Genomic DNA, 16037 nt, shown 5'->3' on the forward strand with positions numbered 1-16037 from the left:
CTGAAGTCCCGGAGCAGCACGGGATCTCCCTTCCTCGCCAGTGCCCCGCGACCGAACACGCCTCAGCCCAGCGGGGCGACCATCCCGAGCCCGCCGAGGGGATCCACCCTCGGCGCTGCATCCCCCGAAGCACTCGGCCACATCGTGGGCCCGGTCGTAGGAGGACAGATATCCAGACCTGCCTTCAGACGGGCAGCGCCCCGTGCAGCCCGGTCTGGCAGCCGACCATCACCTACGTGGGCGGCGGCAAGGCCGACTACAACGGCCACAACTACCACGCCAAGTGGTGGACCCTGAACGAGAACCCTGCCAGTAGCGGACAGTGGGCGTGTGGGCCGACGACGGCCCGTGCGCCTGAGCGGCACGGCCTCCTGAGGCGCGTCCGGTCGCGCCGCTCGGAACGCCGGACGGGCCGTCCGCTCCCAGAACTTCTGGGGGCGGACGGCCCGTCCGGGTCTGCGGCTGTCGGGTGACAGGACGTCAGACGGTGGCGCGGTTGCGGTACTCCTCCGCGATGGCACGGGTCGAGGACAGGTCGGCCAGCGGCTCGCCGACCACCCGGGAGGCCAGCTCGGTCGCCACCTTGATGACGTCCTCGCGCAGTTCGGCCTCGGCCAGCACCTTGTCGGCCGCCAGCTGGACCTGTGCCTCGGCCACCAGCCGCTCACGCTGCTGGAGACCCTCGGCGCGCAGGGCGGCGACCAGGGCCGCGCCCTCCTCGGCGGCGGTCTGCCGGATCGCGGCGGCCTCGTGCCGGGCTGCGGACAGCTCGGCCTGGAACTCGTCGCGTATCCGTTCGGCCTCGGCCCGGGCAGCCTCTGCCCGGACCAGGCCGCCATCGGTCTTGTCGTGGCGTTCGGCAAGAGTCCGTTCGATGCGCGGCAGCACGACCTTGCCGAGCACCGCGAACAGCAGGAAGAAGACAATCAGGCCGAGGATCAGCTCGGGCACATTCGGTTCGAGAGGTCCCATACTCAGTATGCTATCCGGTCATCTGACTGACCGTTCGATCGGGGGTACCCCATCCACCTTGCCCCGCACGGCACTTCGACGCCGGTCAGGCGCCGGTGAAACCGTCGACGTGCTCACGCAGCAGGTCCACGTACCCGTTGTATCGGGCGCACTCGGTCGTGACGTGCAGGAACGTCATCCGCAGCGACAGCTTGGGGACGGTCCAGGTCATGCTCACGATCACGCCGAAGGCCCGAACGCGCGCACCGGAGAGTGTTCCGCGGGCTGTCCGTCGCCGCCCTGCGCCGCGCACCCGGCCGCTCACCCGGAGCGGGGCCGAGCGGGGTGTGCCCGGACCCGGTCCGGGCGGTTGGTAGCATCGCGGTGAGCCGTGACTGGCGCGCTGGGATGGATTTCACCATCGGGGAGCGGCTCCGCACGGAACCTGCGGGTTCCGACGTGCTGTAGCCGAGCGCCTGGGCCGTCCGAATCGTCGCCGTTCCGTACGAGGAGACCGCCTTGGCCGAGTCCCTGACCCCGCACACCTTCGGCAGCCCTGCCGCCGACACCGCCTTCCGCAGCGCCCTGGACGTGGTGCGCGCTGTCGAACCGCGGATCGCCGCGGCGATCGGCGCGGAGATCGAGGACCAGCGCGCCTCGCTGAAGCTGATCGCCAGCGAGAACTACGCCTCGCCCGCCGTGCTGCTGGCGATGGGCAACTGGCTGAGCGACAAGTATGCGGAGGGCACCCCGGGCCGCCGCTTCTACGCGGGCTGCCGGAACGTCGACACGGTGGAGTCGCTGGCCGCCGAGCACGCCCGGGAGCTGTTCGGCGCAGAGCACGCGTACGTGCAACCGCACTCCGGGATCGATGCCAACCTGGTGGCGTTCTGGGCGGTGCTCTCGCAGCGGGTGGAGAGCCCGGCGCTCCGGCGGGCGGGGGTGCGCAACGTCAACGACCTGAGCGAGCAGGACTGGGCAGAGCTCCGCCGCGAGCTGGGCAACCAGCGGATGCTCGGCATGTCGCTGGACGCGGGCGGTCACCTGACGCACGGCTTCCGGCCGAACATCTCCGGCAAGATGTTCGACCAGCGCAGCTACGGGACGGACCCCGTGACCGGACTGGTCGACTACGACGAAGTCCGGCGGATCGCCCTCGAGTTCAAGCCGCTGATCCTGGTCGCCGGATACTCGGCGTACCCGCGGCTGGTGAACTTCCGCCGGATGCGGGAGATCGCGGACGAGGTCGGCGCGACCCTGATGGTCGACATGGCGCACTTCGCGGGCCTGGTCGCGGGCAAGGTGCTGACCGGCGACTTCGACCCGGTCGCGCACGCGCAGATCGTCACCACCACCACCCACAAGTCGCTGCGCGGCCCGCGCGGCGGCATGGTGCTGTGCACCTCTGAGCTGGCCGAGCACGTCGACCGGGGCTGCCCGCTGGTGCTCGGCGGTCCGCTGTCGCACGTGATGGCCGCGAAGGCCGTCGCGTTCGCGGAGGCCCGGCGTCCCGAGTTCCAGGTGTACGCCCACCAGGTGGTGGACAACGCGCATGCGCTGGCCGAGGGCCTGCTGAAGCGTGGCGCCCGGCTGGTGACCGGCGGCACCGACAACCACCTGGTGCTGGCGGACGTCTCCTCCTACGGCCTGACGGGCCGCCAGGCGGAGGCGGCGCTGCTGGACTCGGGCATCGTCACCAACCGCAACGCCGTCCCGCAGGACGCGAACGGCGCCTGGTACACCTCCGGCATCCGGCTCGGCACCCCCGCCCTGACCACCCGCGGTCTGGGCGCCGCCGAGTTCGACGAAGTGGCGGACCTGATCCACACCGTACTGTCCGCGACCTCCGCCGCCGGCTCCTCCAAGGCGCAGTACCTGCTCGACGCCGGCGTCCGCGACGCGGTCGCCAAGCGTGCCGTCGACCTGCTGTCGGAGCACCCGCTCTACCCCGGCATCACCCTCGCCTGACCGCCCGTTCCTCACCCCTGCGGCCCTGGTTCCGGGCTCGCGGCCTCCCCGGCCGCGCGCCCGGACGGCGCCGACCGGCCCGGCCCTGGTCGCTCGGGCGGGGCCGGGCACTCGCGCCGCCTAGGATGGCCGCCATGATCGCGGACGAACCGACGGCAGCGGGACTGGACGGGCCCACCGTCCCCGGGGTGCGCAACTTCCGGGACGCGGGCGGGCTCGGGACACTTCCCCGTGGGGTGCTGTACCGCTCCGGGGCGCTGGACCGGCTGACGCCCGACGGCGCCCGGGCGCTGCTCGACCTCGGTGTGCGCACTGTCCTCGACCTGCGCAGCACTCCGGAGACCACCGCCCGCCCGGACGCGCTCGGCGACTCCGGCATCCGCTACCTGCACGTTCCGGTCTTCGCGGAGCAGCGCTGGCCCGAGGAGCAGCCCGAGCTGTACCCGTTGATGGCGGAGCTCGCCGGACGCCCGGCCGTCGCGGCGGTCCGGGCCCTGCTGGCCGCCGACCGCCGGGCCGTCCTGGTGCACTGTGCGTCCGGCAAGGACCGCACCGGAGTGGTGATCGCGCTGGTGCAGTCGTTGCTGGGCGCAGCGGAGCCGGAGATCCTCGCCGACTTCCTGTGTTCCAACACGGCGCTCGGGCTCACCGTTCCCGCCCCCGGCGCACCCGGTCACGCCACTCGCCCGGTCGCGGCCGTCCATCTGCGGCGCGCCCTGCTCTCCGTCCGCTCCCAGCACGGCGCACTGGACGAGCACCTGCGCGCCCACGGCGCTCGGACGTCCGAACTCGCCGCCCTGCGCTCCCAGTTCCACGCCGCTGTCAGCCCGTAGGGATCTGCTCCGGCGCTAGGGTGCCGACCATGCACGAACCCGACGGGGGATCAACCATGGACGCCACCAGACCTGGCCGCCTGACAGGCCCCGACAAGCCTGACGAACCGCCCGACGCGGCCGGGCCCGACGGAACCGACCGGCGGCCCGATCCGGACGAGAGGTACCTCAGGTCCGGCAACTCCCGCCTCTCGGCCGGCGGCGGGGCGGCGCTCACGGTCGCTGCCCTCCTGTTCATCGGCTTCCTCGGCTTCGGCTTCGCCTACGGCGGGGCCACCGACTTCACCTACCAGGCCGGCTGGCGCGGCACCCCCCATCTGCGGATGACGGTGGACCACTGCGACTCGAACGGCCGCAGCGGTCGCAACGAGACCTACAGCTGCTCCGGCCACGGCGAGCCGCGCACTGCCGACCCGGCGGGCGGCTACCGGCAACTGCCGAACAGGTCCGCCCCGTACGCGCTCGGCACCGAGCTGGAGGTGAGTTGCCTTCCGACCGGCCACTGCGTCGAGTTCGGCACCGACCGTGCGGTGGGCGACAGCGCCAGGTTCCTGTTCGGACTGTGGCTGCTCTCCCTCGCTCCCGGCGTCGGACTCGCGCTGCTGAACATCCGTCGTGCCGACCGGCTCCGACGCGCCGGAGGGCCGGTCCACAACGGCCTCAGCCTTCCGTTGCGCCTTGGCTTCGTCTGGTTCGCCGCGCTGCCGGTCCTCGCGGCGGTGCTGGGCATTGTGTCGGTCTTCCTCGAGTGACTCCTTCGCAGGCCTCCCCGGGACGGTCGTTCCCGCGCCGCCGAGGAGGCCGCCTGCCGCGGACGACCGGTCAGCTGCGCGGGTGGGTCTCGTACATGCGCACCGCCACGATGACACCGGCCACCGCGGTCAACGCGGCGACCGCCCAGATCGCGGTGGTCACGCCGTACGCGTCGGCGAGGATGCCGGCCATCAGCGCACCGACCGCGAAGCCGCCGTCGCGCCAGAGCCGGTAGACGCCGACGGCGCGCGCCCGCCACGCAGGGTGGGCGACGTCTCCGACGACGGCCAGCAGCGTCGGGTAGACCAGGGCCGTGCCCGCGCCCAGCAGGGCCTGGGCCGCGGCCCAGATCGGGAAGCTGGTCCCGGCCGCGACCAGGCCGAGGGCGACGGCCTGCAGCAGCATGCCCGCGGTGATCAGGTGCTTGCGGCCGATCCGGTCGGACCACCAGCCGGTGAGCATCTGCCCCGCGCCCCACACCGCCGGGTAGAGGGCGGCCAGGATGCCGATCCGGCCGAGCTCCAGACCGTGCGCGGCGTACAGCAGCGGGAAGATGCCCCAGGCGAGCGCGTCGTTGAGGTTGTTGACCATGCCGGCCCAGCTGGCACTGGACAGCGCCCGGTCGCCGAGGCTGGTGGTGCGGGCTATTCGGGCGGTGCTGAGCACCGCCTGGTCACCGCCGCCGAGGTGCGCCTGGGCCGTGACCGCTGGCGTGGCGGCGGCCGGGGCCGGGTGGGCGGCGGCCTCTGCGCGGGCGTACTCGCGGGTCTCCCGGACGGCGGCGACCGTCAGGCCCAGGCCGAGCGCGACGTAGGCCGCGCCGAGCAGGAAGGGCTGCGGGCGCAGGCCCCAGTGGGCGGCGATGGCGCCGGTGCCGGTCGCGGTGACGGCCACCGCGAGGTAGCCCGCCGCTTCATTGAGACCCATCGCCAGGCCGCGCCGGGCCGGACCGACCAGGTCGATCTTCATGATCACGGTGGTGGACCAGGTGAGGCCCTGATTGACGCCGAGCAGCACGTTCGCCGCGACGATCCACCCCCAGGTCGGACCCCAGGCCAGCATCGCCGGAATCGGCAGGGCGATCAGCCAGCCCGCGATCAGCACCGGCCTGCGCCCGTACCGGTCGGAGAGCGTGCCGGCGAAGAAGTTGGTGACCGCCTTGGTCGCGCCGAACGCCAGGATGTACGTCAGCGCACCTGTGTAGGCGGACAGGTGGAAGACCTGGTCCGCGAGCAGCGGCAGGACCGTCCGCTCCTGGCCGAGCATGCCGCCGACCAGGGCGTTGACCGCCACCAGCAGGCCGAACTGCGCGAGGTTGGCGCGCAGCCCGAGCCGGATCGGCCGGCCTCCGGGCCCGCCGGCCGGGGTGGTGCGCGCCGCGGCGCTCGGCGTGGCTGCTGGGGGCGGCAGTGGGGGCTGGGCCTGGACGGACATGGGGGACTCCCGGATGGTACGTGGGACGTGGTGCGTGGAGCGGTGCTCCGCGGGCGTCGATCGAGCGGGGGCACATCGGCGATCATATTCCAATCTTTTATGGATTAGTGGATACAGGGATGGTCGCCGGCCGTGCAGGCAGTCCCCGAATCGCCGGCAGGGCGAGCAGGACGAGGCCGGCCGGCAGTGCCAGCGCGGTCATGCCGAACAGCGCCCGGTGCACGCCGATCCCCTCAGCGAGCGGGCCTGCGAGCACCAGGCCGAGCGGCATCAGCGCCTCCGCGGTCAGGTGGTCGTAGGAGCTGACCCGGGACAACATCTGCTCGGGTATGTGCACCTGGAGTGACGTCTCCCACAGCACGAAGAACAGGGAGACGCCGACTCCGGTGCAGGCCTCCAGCAGAGCGATCACCACGACCGGAGCGCCGGATCCGATGATCAGCGCCTGACAGGAGGCAACCACCATCGCGACGGCCGCCACCGCCATCGGACGGGCCGGTTTGAGGCGGTAGGCACAGACGTCGCCGACGATCGCGCCGAGGCCGAAGGCGGTGACCACCATGGCCCAGGCGCCGGCCCCGCCCCACTCGCGATCCGCCAGCACCGGACCGAGCACGAACACCGAGGGCAGCACCACCACGTGGTAGACCGCGATCACGAGCATGCTCGACCACACCCAGGACCGCTGACGCACCTGCTGCCAGCCGACCCGGAGTTCGGCCAGGAACCCGAGGCGCTCGGCCCGCTCCGCAACGGCCCTCCCGCCCACCGCGCCGAGCCTCGCCAGCACGGCGGCACTGGCGGCGAAGCTCGCGGCGTCCGCCAGCAGTGCGCCGCCGGGGCCGGCGACGGCGACCAGCGCGCCGGCCAGCACCGGGCCGACCACCAGCCCCGCCGAATGGACGAACCCGCGCAACGCATTGGCCTCGCCCAGCCGCTCACTGGGCACCAGCAGCGGCAGCAGCCCCGTGGAGGCGGGCAGGAAGAAGGCGTCCGCCACACCGAACACCACCATCAGCGCCGCCAGCACCCCGACCCGGGCCGTCCCGGTGAGCAGCAGCACCGCGACGGCCGTCTGGACCACGCATCGCACCAGATCGGAGACCAGCATGATCCGCTGTCTCGGTATCCGGTCCGCCCACACGCCGCCGGCCAGCGTGAACACCAGCATCGGCAGCAGTCCCGCCGCCGCCACCAGGCCGACATCGGCGGCCGACCCGCCGATCGACAGCACCGCGAACGGCAGCGCCACGAACGACACCCTGTCCCCCAGTACGGACAGCGACTGGGCGACGAACAGACGGGCGAACTGGCGCTCCACCCGGAGCACTTCGGGAATCAGCGCAGCCACGGGCACCTCCACAGCGGGTCGGGGAACAGCGATCACCGTGATGGTAGGGAGCCCCCGAACGGGCTGTCGCGTGATTTATCCGCAAGGTCGACAATGCCCTGGTTCACCTCAACTATCATGCCTCTCAGGCAAGTTGACGTGCAGTCACATTCGCAGGCCGGAGCCCGGACGCCCGCCTTCCCCTCCACCCGATCTCCAATCCCACCGATCGGTCAGACTTTCGCGTCCGATCACCCCACCTCCGACCGCCCAATCACCCACCCCCGACCGCCCGATCACACCGCTTCCCCTCCTCCGAACCCCCGCCAACCGGTCGCCCACGCACGGCCGCCACGCCTCCTCGCCCGCGCCCGGGCGCTCCGCGTCCGAACCCGGCCGGTCCGGCGTGACTCCCCCGTGATACCGGCGCGATGAGCTTGTGATTGCTCCGTTCGAGTGAATAGGCTCGGTCCGGCCCGCACCGCCGGGCCCCGCACGCGGCAACGCCGAACCCTGCCCGCCGCGTTGCCGGGTCGATCACCACAACCCTGGGCAGGGACGGGGGAACCAGGTACGTCGCCGTCCCCCACGGCTAGGGGTGAAGTCGCCCGCACCGGCTCCGACCGGCATACGGCGGCCGGGCCTCCCTCCGGGTCCGAACCCGACAGCTCACCTCGCAGGCGTGCGGAGAGGATCGAGCATGCTCTTCACGGGTTCCGGGCGTCACCGCAAGCAGAGCCAGGCGGAGAAAGCCGCCGAGCGGGCCATCGCCGCGGCCGGCGTCGTCGGTGTCGGCATCGCACTGCCGCTGCTCGCCGCGACGAGTGCACAGGCCGCGCCCAGCGCGGTCTGGGACCGGGTCGCCGACTGCGAGAGCGGCGGCAACTGGAGTCTCGACTCGGGCGACGGCATGTACGGCGGTCTCCAGATCACCGCCCAGCGCTGGGTCGACTACGGCGGCACCCAGTACGCCGAGCTGCCCAACGGCGCCACCCGCAGCCAGCAGATCGCGGTCGCCGAACGCATCCTGGCCACCGAGGGCCCGCAGCCGTGGGCCTCGTGCGCCGACTCGTCGGACCTGCGCGTGGCCAGCGCCCCCGGTGTGGTGGACAACAACGACTCGGCGGACGAGTCGGGTGCGCTGCGCGGTGCCCGCGGCGCGGCAGCTGCCAACACCGCCTCGGACGGCACCGTCGCCGCCCCGAACGCCGCCCCGGTCTTCTCCGGCCTGCCCGGCTACGACCCGGTGTCCCACGTGTACTGGTACCAGAAGAACGGCGGCTGGTTCTGGACCAGCCACCAGAGCCTGTACGAGCGCTACATGCAGCTGACGCACCCGCAGCCGCCGACCGCTGCACCGTCCCCGACCACCACCCCGGACGCGCAGACCCCGACCGCTCCGGCCACCCCGGCCGTCCCGGCACCGCCGACCGACCCGAGCACCACCCCGAGCCCGAACCCCACCACGCCCTCCGACGGCCAGAACGGCAACGGAAGCGGGAACGGGAACGGGAACGGGAACGGGAACGGGAACGGTACAGAGAACGGCAACAGCAACAACGGCGCAGGCAACGGCCAGGGCCAGGGCGAGCCCGGAGGCGGAAGCGGAACCGGCGGCACCCAGTCGCCCGCACCGACCACCTCGCCGACCGCCCCGAACACCGACCCGAGCCAGGCGGCCGGCACGCTGCAGCCGAGCACGTCCACGCCGCCCACCAGCAGCCCGTCGGCCACCGACGCCCCGGCGGCCGGCACCCCGGCCGCCCAGCCGTACACCGTCGGCCCGGGTGACACGCTGGCGAAGATCGCCCGCACCCACGAGCTGGACGGCGGCTGGACCGAGCTCTACAACGCCAACAAGCAGGTGCTGGGCGAGAACCCGGACCTGATCCAGCCGGGCCAGGTGCTGAACCTGGGCTGAGGACTGCCCGGCCGGGCCGCCGTCGCTTCGGGGCGGCGGCCCGGCCCGGCCCGGTGCAGGCCGCCGCAGTGCTCCCCCGACGGAATCCCCGGCGAGGCCGTCGCCCCGTCCCCGGTGCTCTCCCACTCCCGCTCAGGCGATCACTCCGGCGGCGCGCAGCAGCCAGCGGTTGGCGGCGCCGACCAGTCCGGCGCGGTCCAGAACCCCGATCACCTTCCGGGCCATCTCGATCTTGGTGCTGCGCCAATGAGGGTTGACCTGGGCAGCGGCCTTGCCGACCTTCGGGTCGAGGCCGACCGCGGCGTAGACCCGGGGGTGGATCAGCGCGGTGGTGGCGAAGTAGATGACCACTCCGAGGAACAGCTGCTCCCATCGGCGCTGCAGGAACCCAAGCCGCTTGCGGACGAGTTCCTCGCGGGCGTAGCTGATGTGTCGGGCCTCCTCGATGACGTGGATCCGGGAGACCTGCCGGGTGAGCGGCTGGAGCGTGTCGTCGTTCATCATTTCGCGCTGGAACGCGTCCAGGATCTCTTCGACGTACATGGTGCCGCCGAAGGTCTGGCTGTGGGTGGAGATCGCCTTGAACAGCCGGCCGAGGTTGTGGGCGACGAATCCGGCGCCGTACGCGGGGGCGCCCATCTTTTCGATCATGCGGGCGAACATGATCGAGTGCCGGCATTCGTCGGCGATCTCGGTGAGCGCGTACTGGACGTGGTTGCTGGTGGGGTCCCGGTCGAAGGCGTGCCGCAGCAGCATCTGCATGAGGATCTCCTCGAACCAGATGCCGACGCTGGCGATCGAGGCGACCTCGTGCTTGGAGAGTTCGATGCGCTCGCCCTCGGTCATCCGCTCCCACAGGTCGGTGCCGTAGAGGGAGAGGTGGCGGGGCGGGCAGTAGTAGGCGCCGGGGACGGGGTCGGCGTCCCAGTCGACGTCCTTGAGCGGGTTGAACGAGAGCTTCGCGGAGGAGGCGAGCAGGCGTTCGGCGGTGCGTTCCCGGTCCGGGGCGGTGCGCTCGCGGTCGGGGGCGCCGGGGGTGACGGCGGGCTGGGGCGGCATGCCGGCTCCTTCGCGGTGGGGCGGAGTCGAGGGTGGGATGGTGCCACTGCCGCGAAGGTAGAAGTTATTAGACTATCCGTCAATACACCGCGCACAAGGAAGCCCAGACCGTCGACCCGAGGGTCGGTCAGCCCCGCCAGCCGAGCGGATCCGCCCATGCCGCCAGCACCCGTCCGCTGACGAAGCGCCGCGGTGTGCCGTCCACGGGGTCGGTGAACTCCAGCGAGCGTGCCAGCAGTTGGAGCGGGCGCCGGTAGTCCTCCGAGTCCCGTTCGGGCAGCAGCGCGGGGTAGATCGGGTCGCCGAGGATCGGCAGGCCCAGCCCGTTCATGTGCACCCGCAGCTGGTGGGTCCGGCCGGTGCGCGGGGCGAGCCGGTAGCGGCCGAGGCCGTCGCGGGCCTCCAGCAGCTCGACCCGGCTCTCCGCATTGGGCTCGCCCGGGACTTCGTAGGCGTCCAGTCGGCCGTGGTCCTTGACCAGCCGGTTGCGCACCGTGGTCGGCAGGGTCACCGCCGGATCGTGTGCGGCTATCGCCTCGTACGTCTTGACGGCCTCCCGCCGTTCGAACAGTCCCTGGTACGCGCCCCGGCGGGCGGGTTCGGCGACGAACAGCACCACGCCCGCGGTGAGGCGATCGAGGCGGTGCGCGGGGCTGAGCCGGGGCAGGTCGAGGTCGCGGCGCAGCCTGGCGAGCGCGGTCTCGGTGGCGTGGCGGCCGCGCGGTGTGGTGGCCAGGTAGTGCGGCTTGTCGGCGACCACGATCCGCTCGTCGCGGTACAGCACCTCCACCGGGAACGGCACCACAGGTTCGGGCGGACCGGGCTCCCGGTGGAACCAGACGTGGCCCCCGGGCCGGTAGGGCTCGTCGGCGGTGACCGGTCCGTCGGGTCCGACGAATTCTCCGGCGTCGAGCATCACCGCGATCCGCCCGGGGCCCGCGGCGGTGCCGTAGCGCTCCTCCAGGTAGGCCCGGACGGTCGGCCACGCTCCGTCGAGCGGCAGGCGTACGTGGACGGGGTCGATGCCGTCGCGCTGGGGCAGCGGGCTCACGGGGGCGGGGGGCCTACGCGCCATCGGGCGCCGTCCGGGGGTCGGTCCGACGGGTGCACATCCGACCCACGATAGCGGGCGCACACCCGTCTGGGCGCGGGCGGCCCGGCGTGCGACGATGGCAGGGCGGTACCCGCCCCCGGAACGGCAGGTGGCCAGATGGACACCGACAAGCAGGGCAATCAGCGGACCCGCCCCACCTCTCCCTTCGCGGAGGGCGGTGCGCAACTGCCGGACGGCCTGCTGGCCATCCCGGTGGCGACGGCGCTGGTCGCGGCCGACGGCCGGATCCTGCACTGGAGTCCGGACGCGGAGACGCTGCTCGGTTTTCCCGCCGAGCAGGCGGTGGGCGCGCGCGCCGCGGACCTGCTGGTGGGGGCGGACCGGCGCCCGGAGGTGCTGGAGCTGTTCTCCCGGATCCTCAGCGGGAAACCGTTCTCGGGGGTCTTTCCGGTCCGACACCAGGACGGGCATCTGGTGCGGCTGGAGTTCCGGACCTATCCGATCGCCGGCCCGGACGGTGCCCCGATGGTGCTGGCGGTGGCCTCCGACGTCAGTTCGGTGCGCAGGCTGGCCTCCGACCTGGCCATTCTGGACGGTTTCTTCACCCAGTCCCCCGTCGGCATGGCGGTGTTCGACACCGACTTGCGGTTCGTCCGGTTGAACGACGCGCTGGCCCGGTTCAACGGGGTGCCGCGCCGGCAGAGCATCAGGCGGCGGCTGACCGAGGTGCTGCCGAGCATCGACGGGCAGCAGGTCGAGGCGATGATGGCCCGGGTGCTGGCCAACGGCGAGTCGGTGCTGGACGCCCGCACGCACGGCTTTACGCCGGCCGACCCGGATCGCGAGCACGCCTGGTCGGTGGCGTGTTTCCGGCTGGACCAGCCGGACGGCAAGGTGCTCGGCGTCTGCGTGACGGTCGTGGACATCACCGACCGCTTCGAGGCGGAGATCGCCGCCGAGGCCGCCCAGCAGCGGCTGGCGCTGCTGAACGACGCGTCCGCCCGGATCGGCACCACCCTGGACCTGGCCACCACCGCCCGTGAGCTGGCCGAGACGGCGACGCCGCGGCTGGCCGACACCGTGGTGGTGGAGGTGCTGGAGTCCTTGATCCGCGGCGAGGCCGTCGGACTGCCGGACCGGTCCGACGGGTCGGCGGTGCTGCGCCGGCTGGCGTTCCACACCGTGCCCGGCAGTGGGATGTGGTCGATCGGCCCGGTCGGCGTGGTCGGTGCGGTCGGTGCGGTGCAGCGCTATCACCCGGGCAGCCCGTTCGCGTGGGCACTGGCCCACCGTCGGTCGGTGCTGGTGCCGGACACCGACGACCCGGCCATGAAGTGGTTCGCCGACGATCCGACACGCACTGCCGCGATCCGGGAGCAGGGGGTGCGGTCGTTCATGGTGGTGCCGCTGATCGCTCGCGGTTCAGCGATCGGCACCGCGACGTTCCTGCGTTCGCACAGCGCGCCCCGGTACGACGAGTCGGACGTGGCGCTGGCGGCCGAGCTGTCCGGGCGGGCCGCGGTGTCGATCGACAACGCGCTGCTGTACACCCGGGAGCGGGACGCCGCCGAGCAGCGCCAGCGCGCGCTGGAGGCTGCCGAGACCGCCCAGCAGCGGCTGGCCCTGCTGAACGAGGCGTCCACCCGGATCGGCACCACGCTCGACCTGCATCTCACCGCACAGGAGCTGGTGGACGTGGTGATCCCCCGGTTCGCGGACTTCGTCACGGTCGACATCCGCGAAGCGGTGATGGCGGACGAGGACCCGGAGCCGGTGCCCGAATCGGGTTCGGTGCTGCTGCGGGCGGTGGCGGTCGGCGAGCGCGCCGACGACGGCGAGGGCGGCCGCGCCAAGTTGGTGGGCGCGGCGGACGAGATCGGCGAGGCCTCGCATTCCGCGCACCTGTACGCGCACGCGATGCGCACCGGCCGGTCGGTGCTGGTCCCGCACGTGGACGAGTTCGCGCTGCGGCGGATCGTCACCTATCCGGAGCGGGTCCAGCCCAGTCTGGACGCGGGCCTGCACTCGTACCTGATGGTTCCGCTGCTGGCGCGCGGGCAGGTGCTGGGCGGGGTGGAGTTCGCGCGGATGGCCAATCCGGAGGCGTTCACGGCGGCAGACCTGGCGCTCGGCGAGGAGCTGGCGGCCCGGGCGGCGGTGTGCATCGACAACGCCCGGTTGTACCGGCGCGAGCGGGACACCGCGCTGACCCTGCAGCGCAGCCTGCTGCCGCAGGACGTGCATCGCACGCCGGGGTTGGAGATCGCGCACCGCTATCTGCCCTCGACGGTGGGCGACGAGATCGGCGGCGACTGGTTCGACGTGGTGCCGTTGACCGGCGGCCGGGTGGCGCTGATCGTCGGCGACGTGATGGGCCACGGCATCCGGGCCGCCGCGACCATGGGCCAGCTGCGGACGGTGGCACGCACGCTGGTGACGCTGGACCTGGATCCGGCGCGGGTGCTGCGCCGGCTGGACGATGCGACGGCGCAGCTCGGCGAGGGCCAGTTCGCGACGTGCGTGTGCGCGGTGTTCGACCCGGTGGACGAGGAGTGCATCCTGGCGTCGGCGGGGCATCTGCCGCCGGTGGTGTCCGAGCACGACGGGCAGGCGCGGCTGGTGCAGCCGCCGCCGGGGGCGCCGTTGGGCGTGGGCGGGGTGCCGTTCGAGTCGATCCGGTTCCCGCTGCGCGAGGACGGGCTGCTGGTGCTGTACACGGACGGGTTGGTGGAGCGGCGCGGCCAGGACCTGGACGAGGGCCTGGAGTTGCTGCGCGAGACGGTGACGCACCGTCAGGGCACGCTGGAGCGGGGCTGCGACGTGGTGCTGGACGCACTCGGGGCGACGATGGGCCAGGACGACGTGGCGGTGATCATGGCGCACGCGGGCCCGGTCGGCGATGACCGGTTGGCGACGCTGCCGCTGTCCGGCGACCCGGCGCTGCTGCGGCACGCCCGGGACTTCACCCGGCGGACGCTGACGGGCTGGGGCCTGACCTCGCTGGTGGAGCCGGTGGTGCTGCTGACCGGGGAACTGCTGACCAACGCCCTGATGCACGCCGGTTCACCGCTGCAGCTGCGGGTGTTCCGGGGGACGCTGCTGACGGTGGAGGTGTCGGACGCGGACAGCCGGGAGCCGCGGCTGCGGCCGTCGACTCCGCATGACGAGGGCGGCCGGGGCATGCAGCTGATCAACGAGTTGGCGCACCGCTGGGGCAGCCGGGCGACCCGGGACGGCAAGGTGGTCTGGTTCGAGATGGAACTCCCAGCCCGCTGATCCGATCGTCATACCGCAGCCCCTCAACTCCCGTACCCGACGCGCAAATCGACAGTGCCGGGCCCAGGTAGGGCATCCGGCGGTACCTCGATCACCCGTCACGGCAGTCGCGTTGCCCCGGGCGGGTGACGACACGACCGAAGGCGCGCGTCGCAGGTCGGACCTCCCCCAGGATCGGTCGCGATCGGTCGTGTTCGGCGCCAACCATGGAGGAATTGATGCGTTCCAGCATTGCCAAGCTCACCACCGCCACCTTCCTCACCGGGCTCGCCCTGTTCGGCGCCGCGGGCACCGCAGCCGCGCACGAGCACGGGCACCACCACGAGCACCCGCACGGGGCGATCGCCTTCGGCGGCGACTCGGTGGCGATCGACGGCGACGCAGTGGCGGTCGAAGGCGACGCCTGGGCCGTGCACGGCAACGCGCTGGCCGTCGACGGCGACGCGGTCGCGCTGGACGGCAGCGCCGCCGCGCTCGGTGGCGACGCCTGGGCCACGGGCGGCGACGCGCTGGCTGTCGAGGGCGACGCCGGTTCCCGCGGCGGCAGCGCGCTCGCGATCGACGGGGACGCCTTCTCCGCGGAGTGAACCGTGCCGGTTCCGCCCCACCGGGACGGGCCGACCAACGGCAGCACGGCCGGGCGGTGTCCTCGCGACCCGCCCGGCCGTCCTGTTCGACCTGGCGACGGCTAGAGCGGGGTGACGTAGGCGCCGGAGATGCCGCCGTCCACCAGGAAGGTGCTGGCGGTCATGAAGGAGGAGTCGTCGCTGGCCAGGAAGGCGACCGCGGCGGCGATCTCCTCGGGTTCGGCGAACCGGCCGAGCGGGATGTGCACCAGCCGACGGGCGGCCCGTTCCGGGTCCTTGGCGAACAGTTCCTGCAGCAACGGGGTGTTGACCGGCCCGGGGCACAGGGCGTTGACCCGGATCCCCTCCCGGGCGAACTCGACGCCCAGCTCGCGGCTCATCGACAGCACGCCGCCCTTGGAGGCGCTGTAGGAGATCTGCGAGGTCGCCGCGCCCATCACCGCCACGAAGGACGCGGTGTTGATGATCGAGCCCTTGCCCTGCCGTCGCATGTGCCCGATCGCGTACTTGCAGCACAGGTAGACGGAGGTCAGGTTGACGTCCTGGACTCGCTTCCACGCCTCCAGCCCGGTGACCAGGATCGAGTCGTCGTCGGGTGGCGAGATGCCGGCGTTGTTGAACGCCACGTCCAGGCTGCCGTAGTGCTCGACGGCGGTGTCGAACAGCGTACGGACCTGCTCCTCGTCGCTCACGTCGGTGCGGACGAACAGGCCGCCGACCTCGTTGGCGGCCTTGGCGCCGGTCTCCTCGTCGATATCGGCGCACACCACCTTCGCGCCCTCGGCGGCGAAGCGGCGCACGGTGGCCAGGCCGATGCCGCTGCCCGCGCCGGTGACGACGGCCACCCGGCCGTCGAGTCGCTTGGTCATGG

The 16037-nt window shown here is 72.5% G+C and carries 14 protein-coding genes and 2 riboswitches; of the genes, 7 read left to right on the forward strand and 7 right to left on the reverse strand.

What is annotated here, in order from left to right; translation table 11 throughout:
- The first annotated feature begins 227 nt into the window (after positions 1–227).
- The gene (locus tag IEZ12_RS40655; RefSeq protein ID WP_373295527.1) at positions 228–473 is read left to right on the forward strand and encodes a hypothetical protein; all 246 of its coding nucleotides are present in this window, start codon (positions 228–230) and stop codon (positions 471–473) included.
- 7 nt (positions 474–480) lie between these two features.
- Here IEZ12_RS40655 and IEZ12_RS25110 read toward each other — a convergent pair whose 3' ends face one another.
- The gene (locus tag IEZ12_RS25110) at positions 481–972 is read right to left on the reverse strand and encodes a F0F1 ATP synthase subunit B family protein (protein WP_043907403.1); all 492 of its coding nucleotides are present in this window, start codon (positions 970–972) and stop codon (positions 481–483) included.
- Positions 973–1057: 85 nt separating this feature from the next.
- Positions 1058–1276, reverse strand: a complete 219-nt coding sequence (locus IEZ12_RS40155; protein WP_308431075.1) for a mycothiol transferase — start codon at positions 1274–1276, stop codon at positions 1058–1060.
- Between the two features lie 56 nt (positions 1277–1332).
- A riboswitch (ZMP/ZTP riboswitch) is annotated at positions 1333–1440 on the forward strand.
- Positions 1441–1470: 30 nt separating this feature from the next.
- On the opposite strand from IEZ12_RS40155, the gene IEZ12_RS25120 reads away from it, so the two are divergent.
- The 3 genes from IEZ12_RS25120 (at position 1471) to IEZ12_RS25130 (ending at position 4504) form a co-directional block, all read left to right on the forward strand.
- Positions 1471–2919, forward strand: a complete 1449-nt coding sequence (locus IEZ12_RS25120) for a glycine hydroxymethyltransferase (protein ID WP_229847967.1) — start codon at positions 1471–1473, stop codon at positions 2917–2919.
- Between the two features lie 134 nt (positions 2920–3053).
- The gene (locus IEZ12_RS25125; protein WP_229847969.1) at positions 3054–3752 is read left to right on the forward strand and encodes a tyrosine-protein phosphatase; all 699 of its coding nucleotides are present in this window, start codon (positions 3054–3056) and stop codon (positions 3750–3752) included.
- Between the two features lie 29 nt (positions 3753–3781).
- Entirely contained in the window at positions 3782–4504 is a 723-nt protein-coding gene (locus tag IEZ12_RS25130; protein ID WP_189274928.1) for a hypothetical protein, read from the forward strand.
- Between the two features lie 70 nt (positions 4505–4574).
- Here IEZ12_RS25130 and IEZ12_RS25135 read toward each other — a convergent pair whose 3' ends face one another.
- Both IEZ12_RS25135 and IEZ12_RS25140 read right to left on the reverse strand, forming a co-directional pair.
- Complete coding sequence (locus tag IEZ12_RS25135) at positions 4575–5939, reverse strand: MFS transporter (RefSeq protein WP_189274930.1); 1365 nt, start codon at positions 5937–5939, stop codon at positions 4575–4577.
- Between the two features lie 97 nt (positions 5940–6036).
- Complete coding sequence (locus IEZ12_RS25140) at positions 6037–7290, reverse strand: MFS transporter (RefSeq protein WP_189274932.1); 1254 nt, start codon at positions 7288–7290, stop codon at positions 6037–6039.
- A 507-nt stretch (positions 7291–7797) separates the two neighbouring features.
- Positions 7798–7966: riboswitch (cyclic di-AMP (ydaO/yuaA leader) on the forward strand.
- 3 nt (positions 7967–7969) lie between these two features.
- Here IEZ12_RS25140 and IEZ12_RS25145 point away from each other — a divergent pair.
- Positions 7970–9190: a LysM peptidoglycan-binding domain-containing protein gene (locus tag IEZ12_RS25145; protein ID WP_189274934.1), complete on the forward strand. Its 1221-nt coding sequence runs from the start codon at positions 7970–7972 to the stop codon at positions 9188–9190.
- Positions 9191–9322: 132 nt separating this feature from the next.
- On the opposite strand, the gene IEZ12_RS25150 is transcribed toward IEZ12_RS25145, so the two are convergent.
- A complete protein-coding gene (locus IEZ12_RS25150; protein ID WP_189274936.1) occupies positions 9323–10249 on the reverse strand; it encodes an AurF N-oxygenase family protein in 927 nt (308 codons plus the stop codon).
- A 127-nt stretch (positions 10250–10376) separates the two neighbouring features.
- Positions 10377–11324, reverse strand: a complete 948-nt coding sequence (locus IEZ12_RS25155; protein WP_189274938.1) for a pseudouridine synthase — start codon at positions 11322–11324, stop codon at positions 10377–10379.
- A gap of 135 nt (positions 11325–11459) precedes the next feature.
- Between IEZ12_RS25155 and IEZ12_RS25160 the strand changes: the two genes are divergently transcribed.
- Together IEZ12_RS25160 and IEZ12_RS25165 are read left to right on the forward strand one after the other, a co-directional pair.
- The gene (locus IEZ12_RS25160; protein ID WP_189274940.1) at positions 11460–14579 is read left to right on the forward strand and encodes a SpoIIE family protein phosphatase; all 3120 of its coding nucleotides are present in this window, start codon (positions 11460–11462) and stop codon (positions 14577–14579) included.
- Between the two features lie 218 nt (positions 14580–14797).
- Positions 14798–15166: a hypothetical protein gene (locus IEZ12_RS25165; protein ID WP_043907420.1), complete on the forward strand. Its 369-nt coding sequence runs from the start codon at positions 14798–14800 to the stop codon at positions 15164–15166.
- 101 nt (positions 15167–15267) lie between these two features.
- On the opposite strand, the gene IEZ12_RS25170 is transcribed toward IEZ12_RS25165, so the two are convergent.
- A complete protein-coding gene (locus IEZ12_RS25170) occupies positions 15268–16035 on the reverse strand; it encodes a 3-oxoacyl-ACP reductase (protein ID WP_189274942.1) in 768 nt (255 codons plus the stop codon).
- Positions 16036–16037: the final 2 nt, after the last annotated feature.

It is taken from the genome of Kitasatospora griseola (assembly GCF_014648555.1).
In the GTDB taxonomy this organism is placed as follows: domain Bacteria; phylum Actinomycetota; class Actinomycetes; order Streptomycetales; family Streptomycetaceae; genus Kitasatospora; species Kitasatospora griseola.

Excerpts from the sequence above, each read along its gene's own strand:
- IEZ12_RS25150 (WP_189274936.1), bottom strand. The coding sequence starts at position 10,249 with ATGCCGCCCCAGCCCGCCGTCACCCCCGGCGCCCCCGACCGCGAGCGC.
- IEZ12_RS25145 (WP_189274934.1), top strand. The coding sequence starts at position 7,970 with ATGCTCTTCACGGGTTCCGGGCGTCACCGCAAGCAGAGCCAGGCGGAG.
- IEZ12_RS25130 (WP_189274928.1), top strand. The coding sequence starts at position 3,782 with ATGCACGAACCCGACGGGGGATCAACCATGGACGCCACCAGACCTGGC.
- IEZ12_RS25135 (WP_189274930.1), bottom strand. The coding sequence starts at position 5,939 with ATGTCCGTCCAGGCCCAGCCCCCACTGCCGCCCCCAGCAGCCACGCCG.
- IEZ12_RS25110 (WP_043907403.1), bottom strand. The coding sequence starts at position 972 with ATGGGACCTCTCGAACCGAATGTGCCCGAGCTGATCCTCGGCCTGATT.
- IEZ12_RS25170 (WP_189274942.1), bottom strand. The coding sequence starts at position 16,035 with ATGACCAAGCGACTCGACGGCCGGGTGGCCGTCGTCACCGGCGCGGGC.
- IEZ12_RS25155 (WP_189274938.1), bottom strand. The coding sequence starts at position 11,324 with ATGGCGCGTAGGCCCCCCGCCCCCGTGAGCCCGCTGCCCCAGCGCGAC.
- IEZ12_RS25160 (WP_189274940.1), top strand. The coding sequence starts at position 11,460 with ATGGACACCGACAAGCAGGGCAATCAGCGGACCCGCCCCACCTCTCCC.
- IEZ12_RS25165 (WP_043907420.1), top strand. The coding sequence starts at position 14,798 with ATGCGTTCCAGCATTGCCAAGCTCACCACCGCCACCTTCCTCACCGGG.
- IEZ12_RS25125 (WP_229847969.1), top strand. The coding sequence starts at position 3,054 with ATGATCGCGGACGAACCGACGGCAGCGGGACTGGACGGGCCCACCGTC.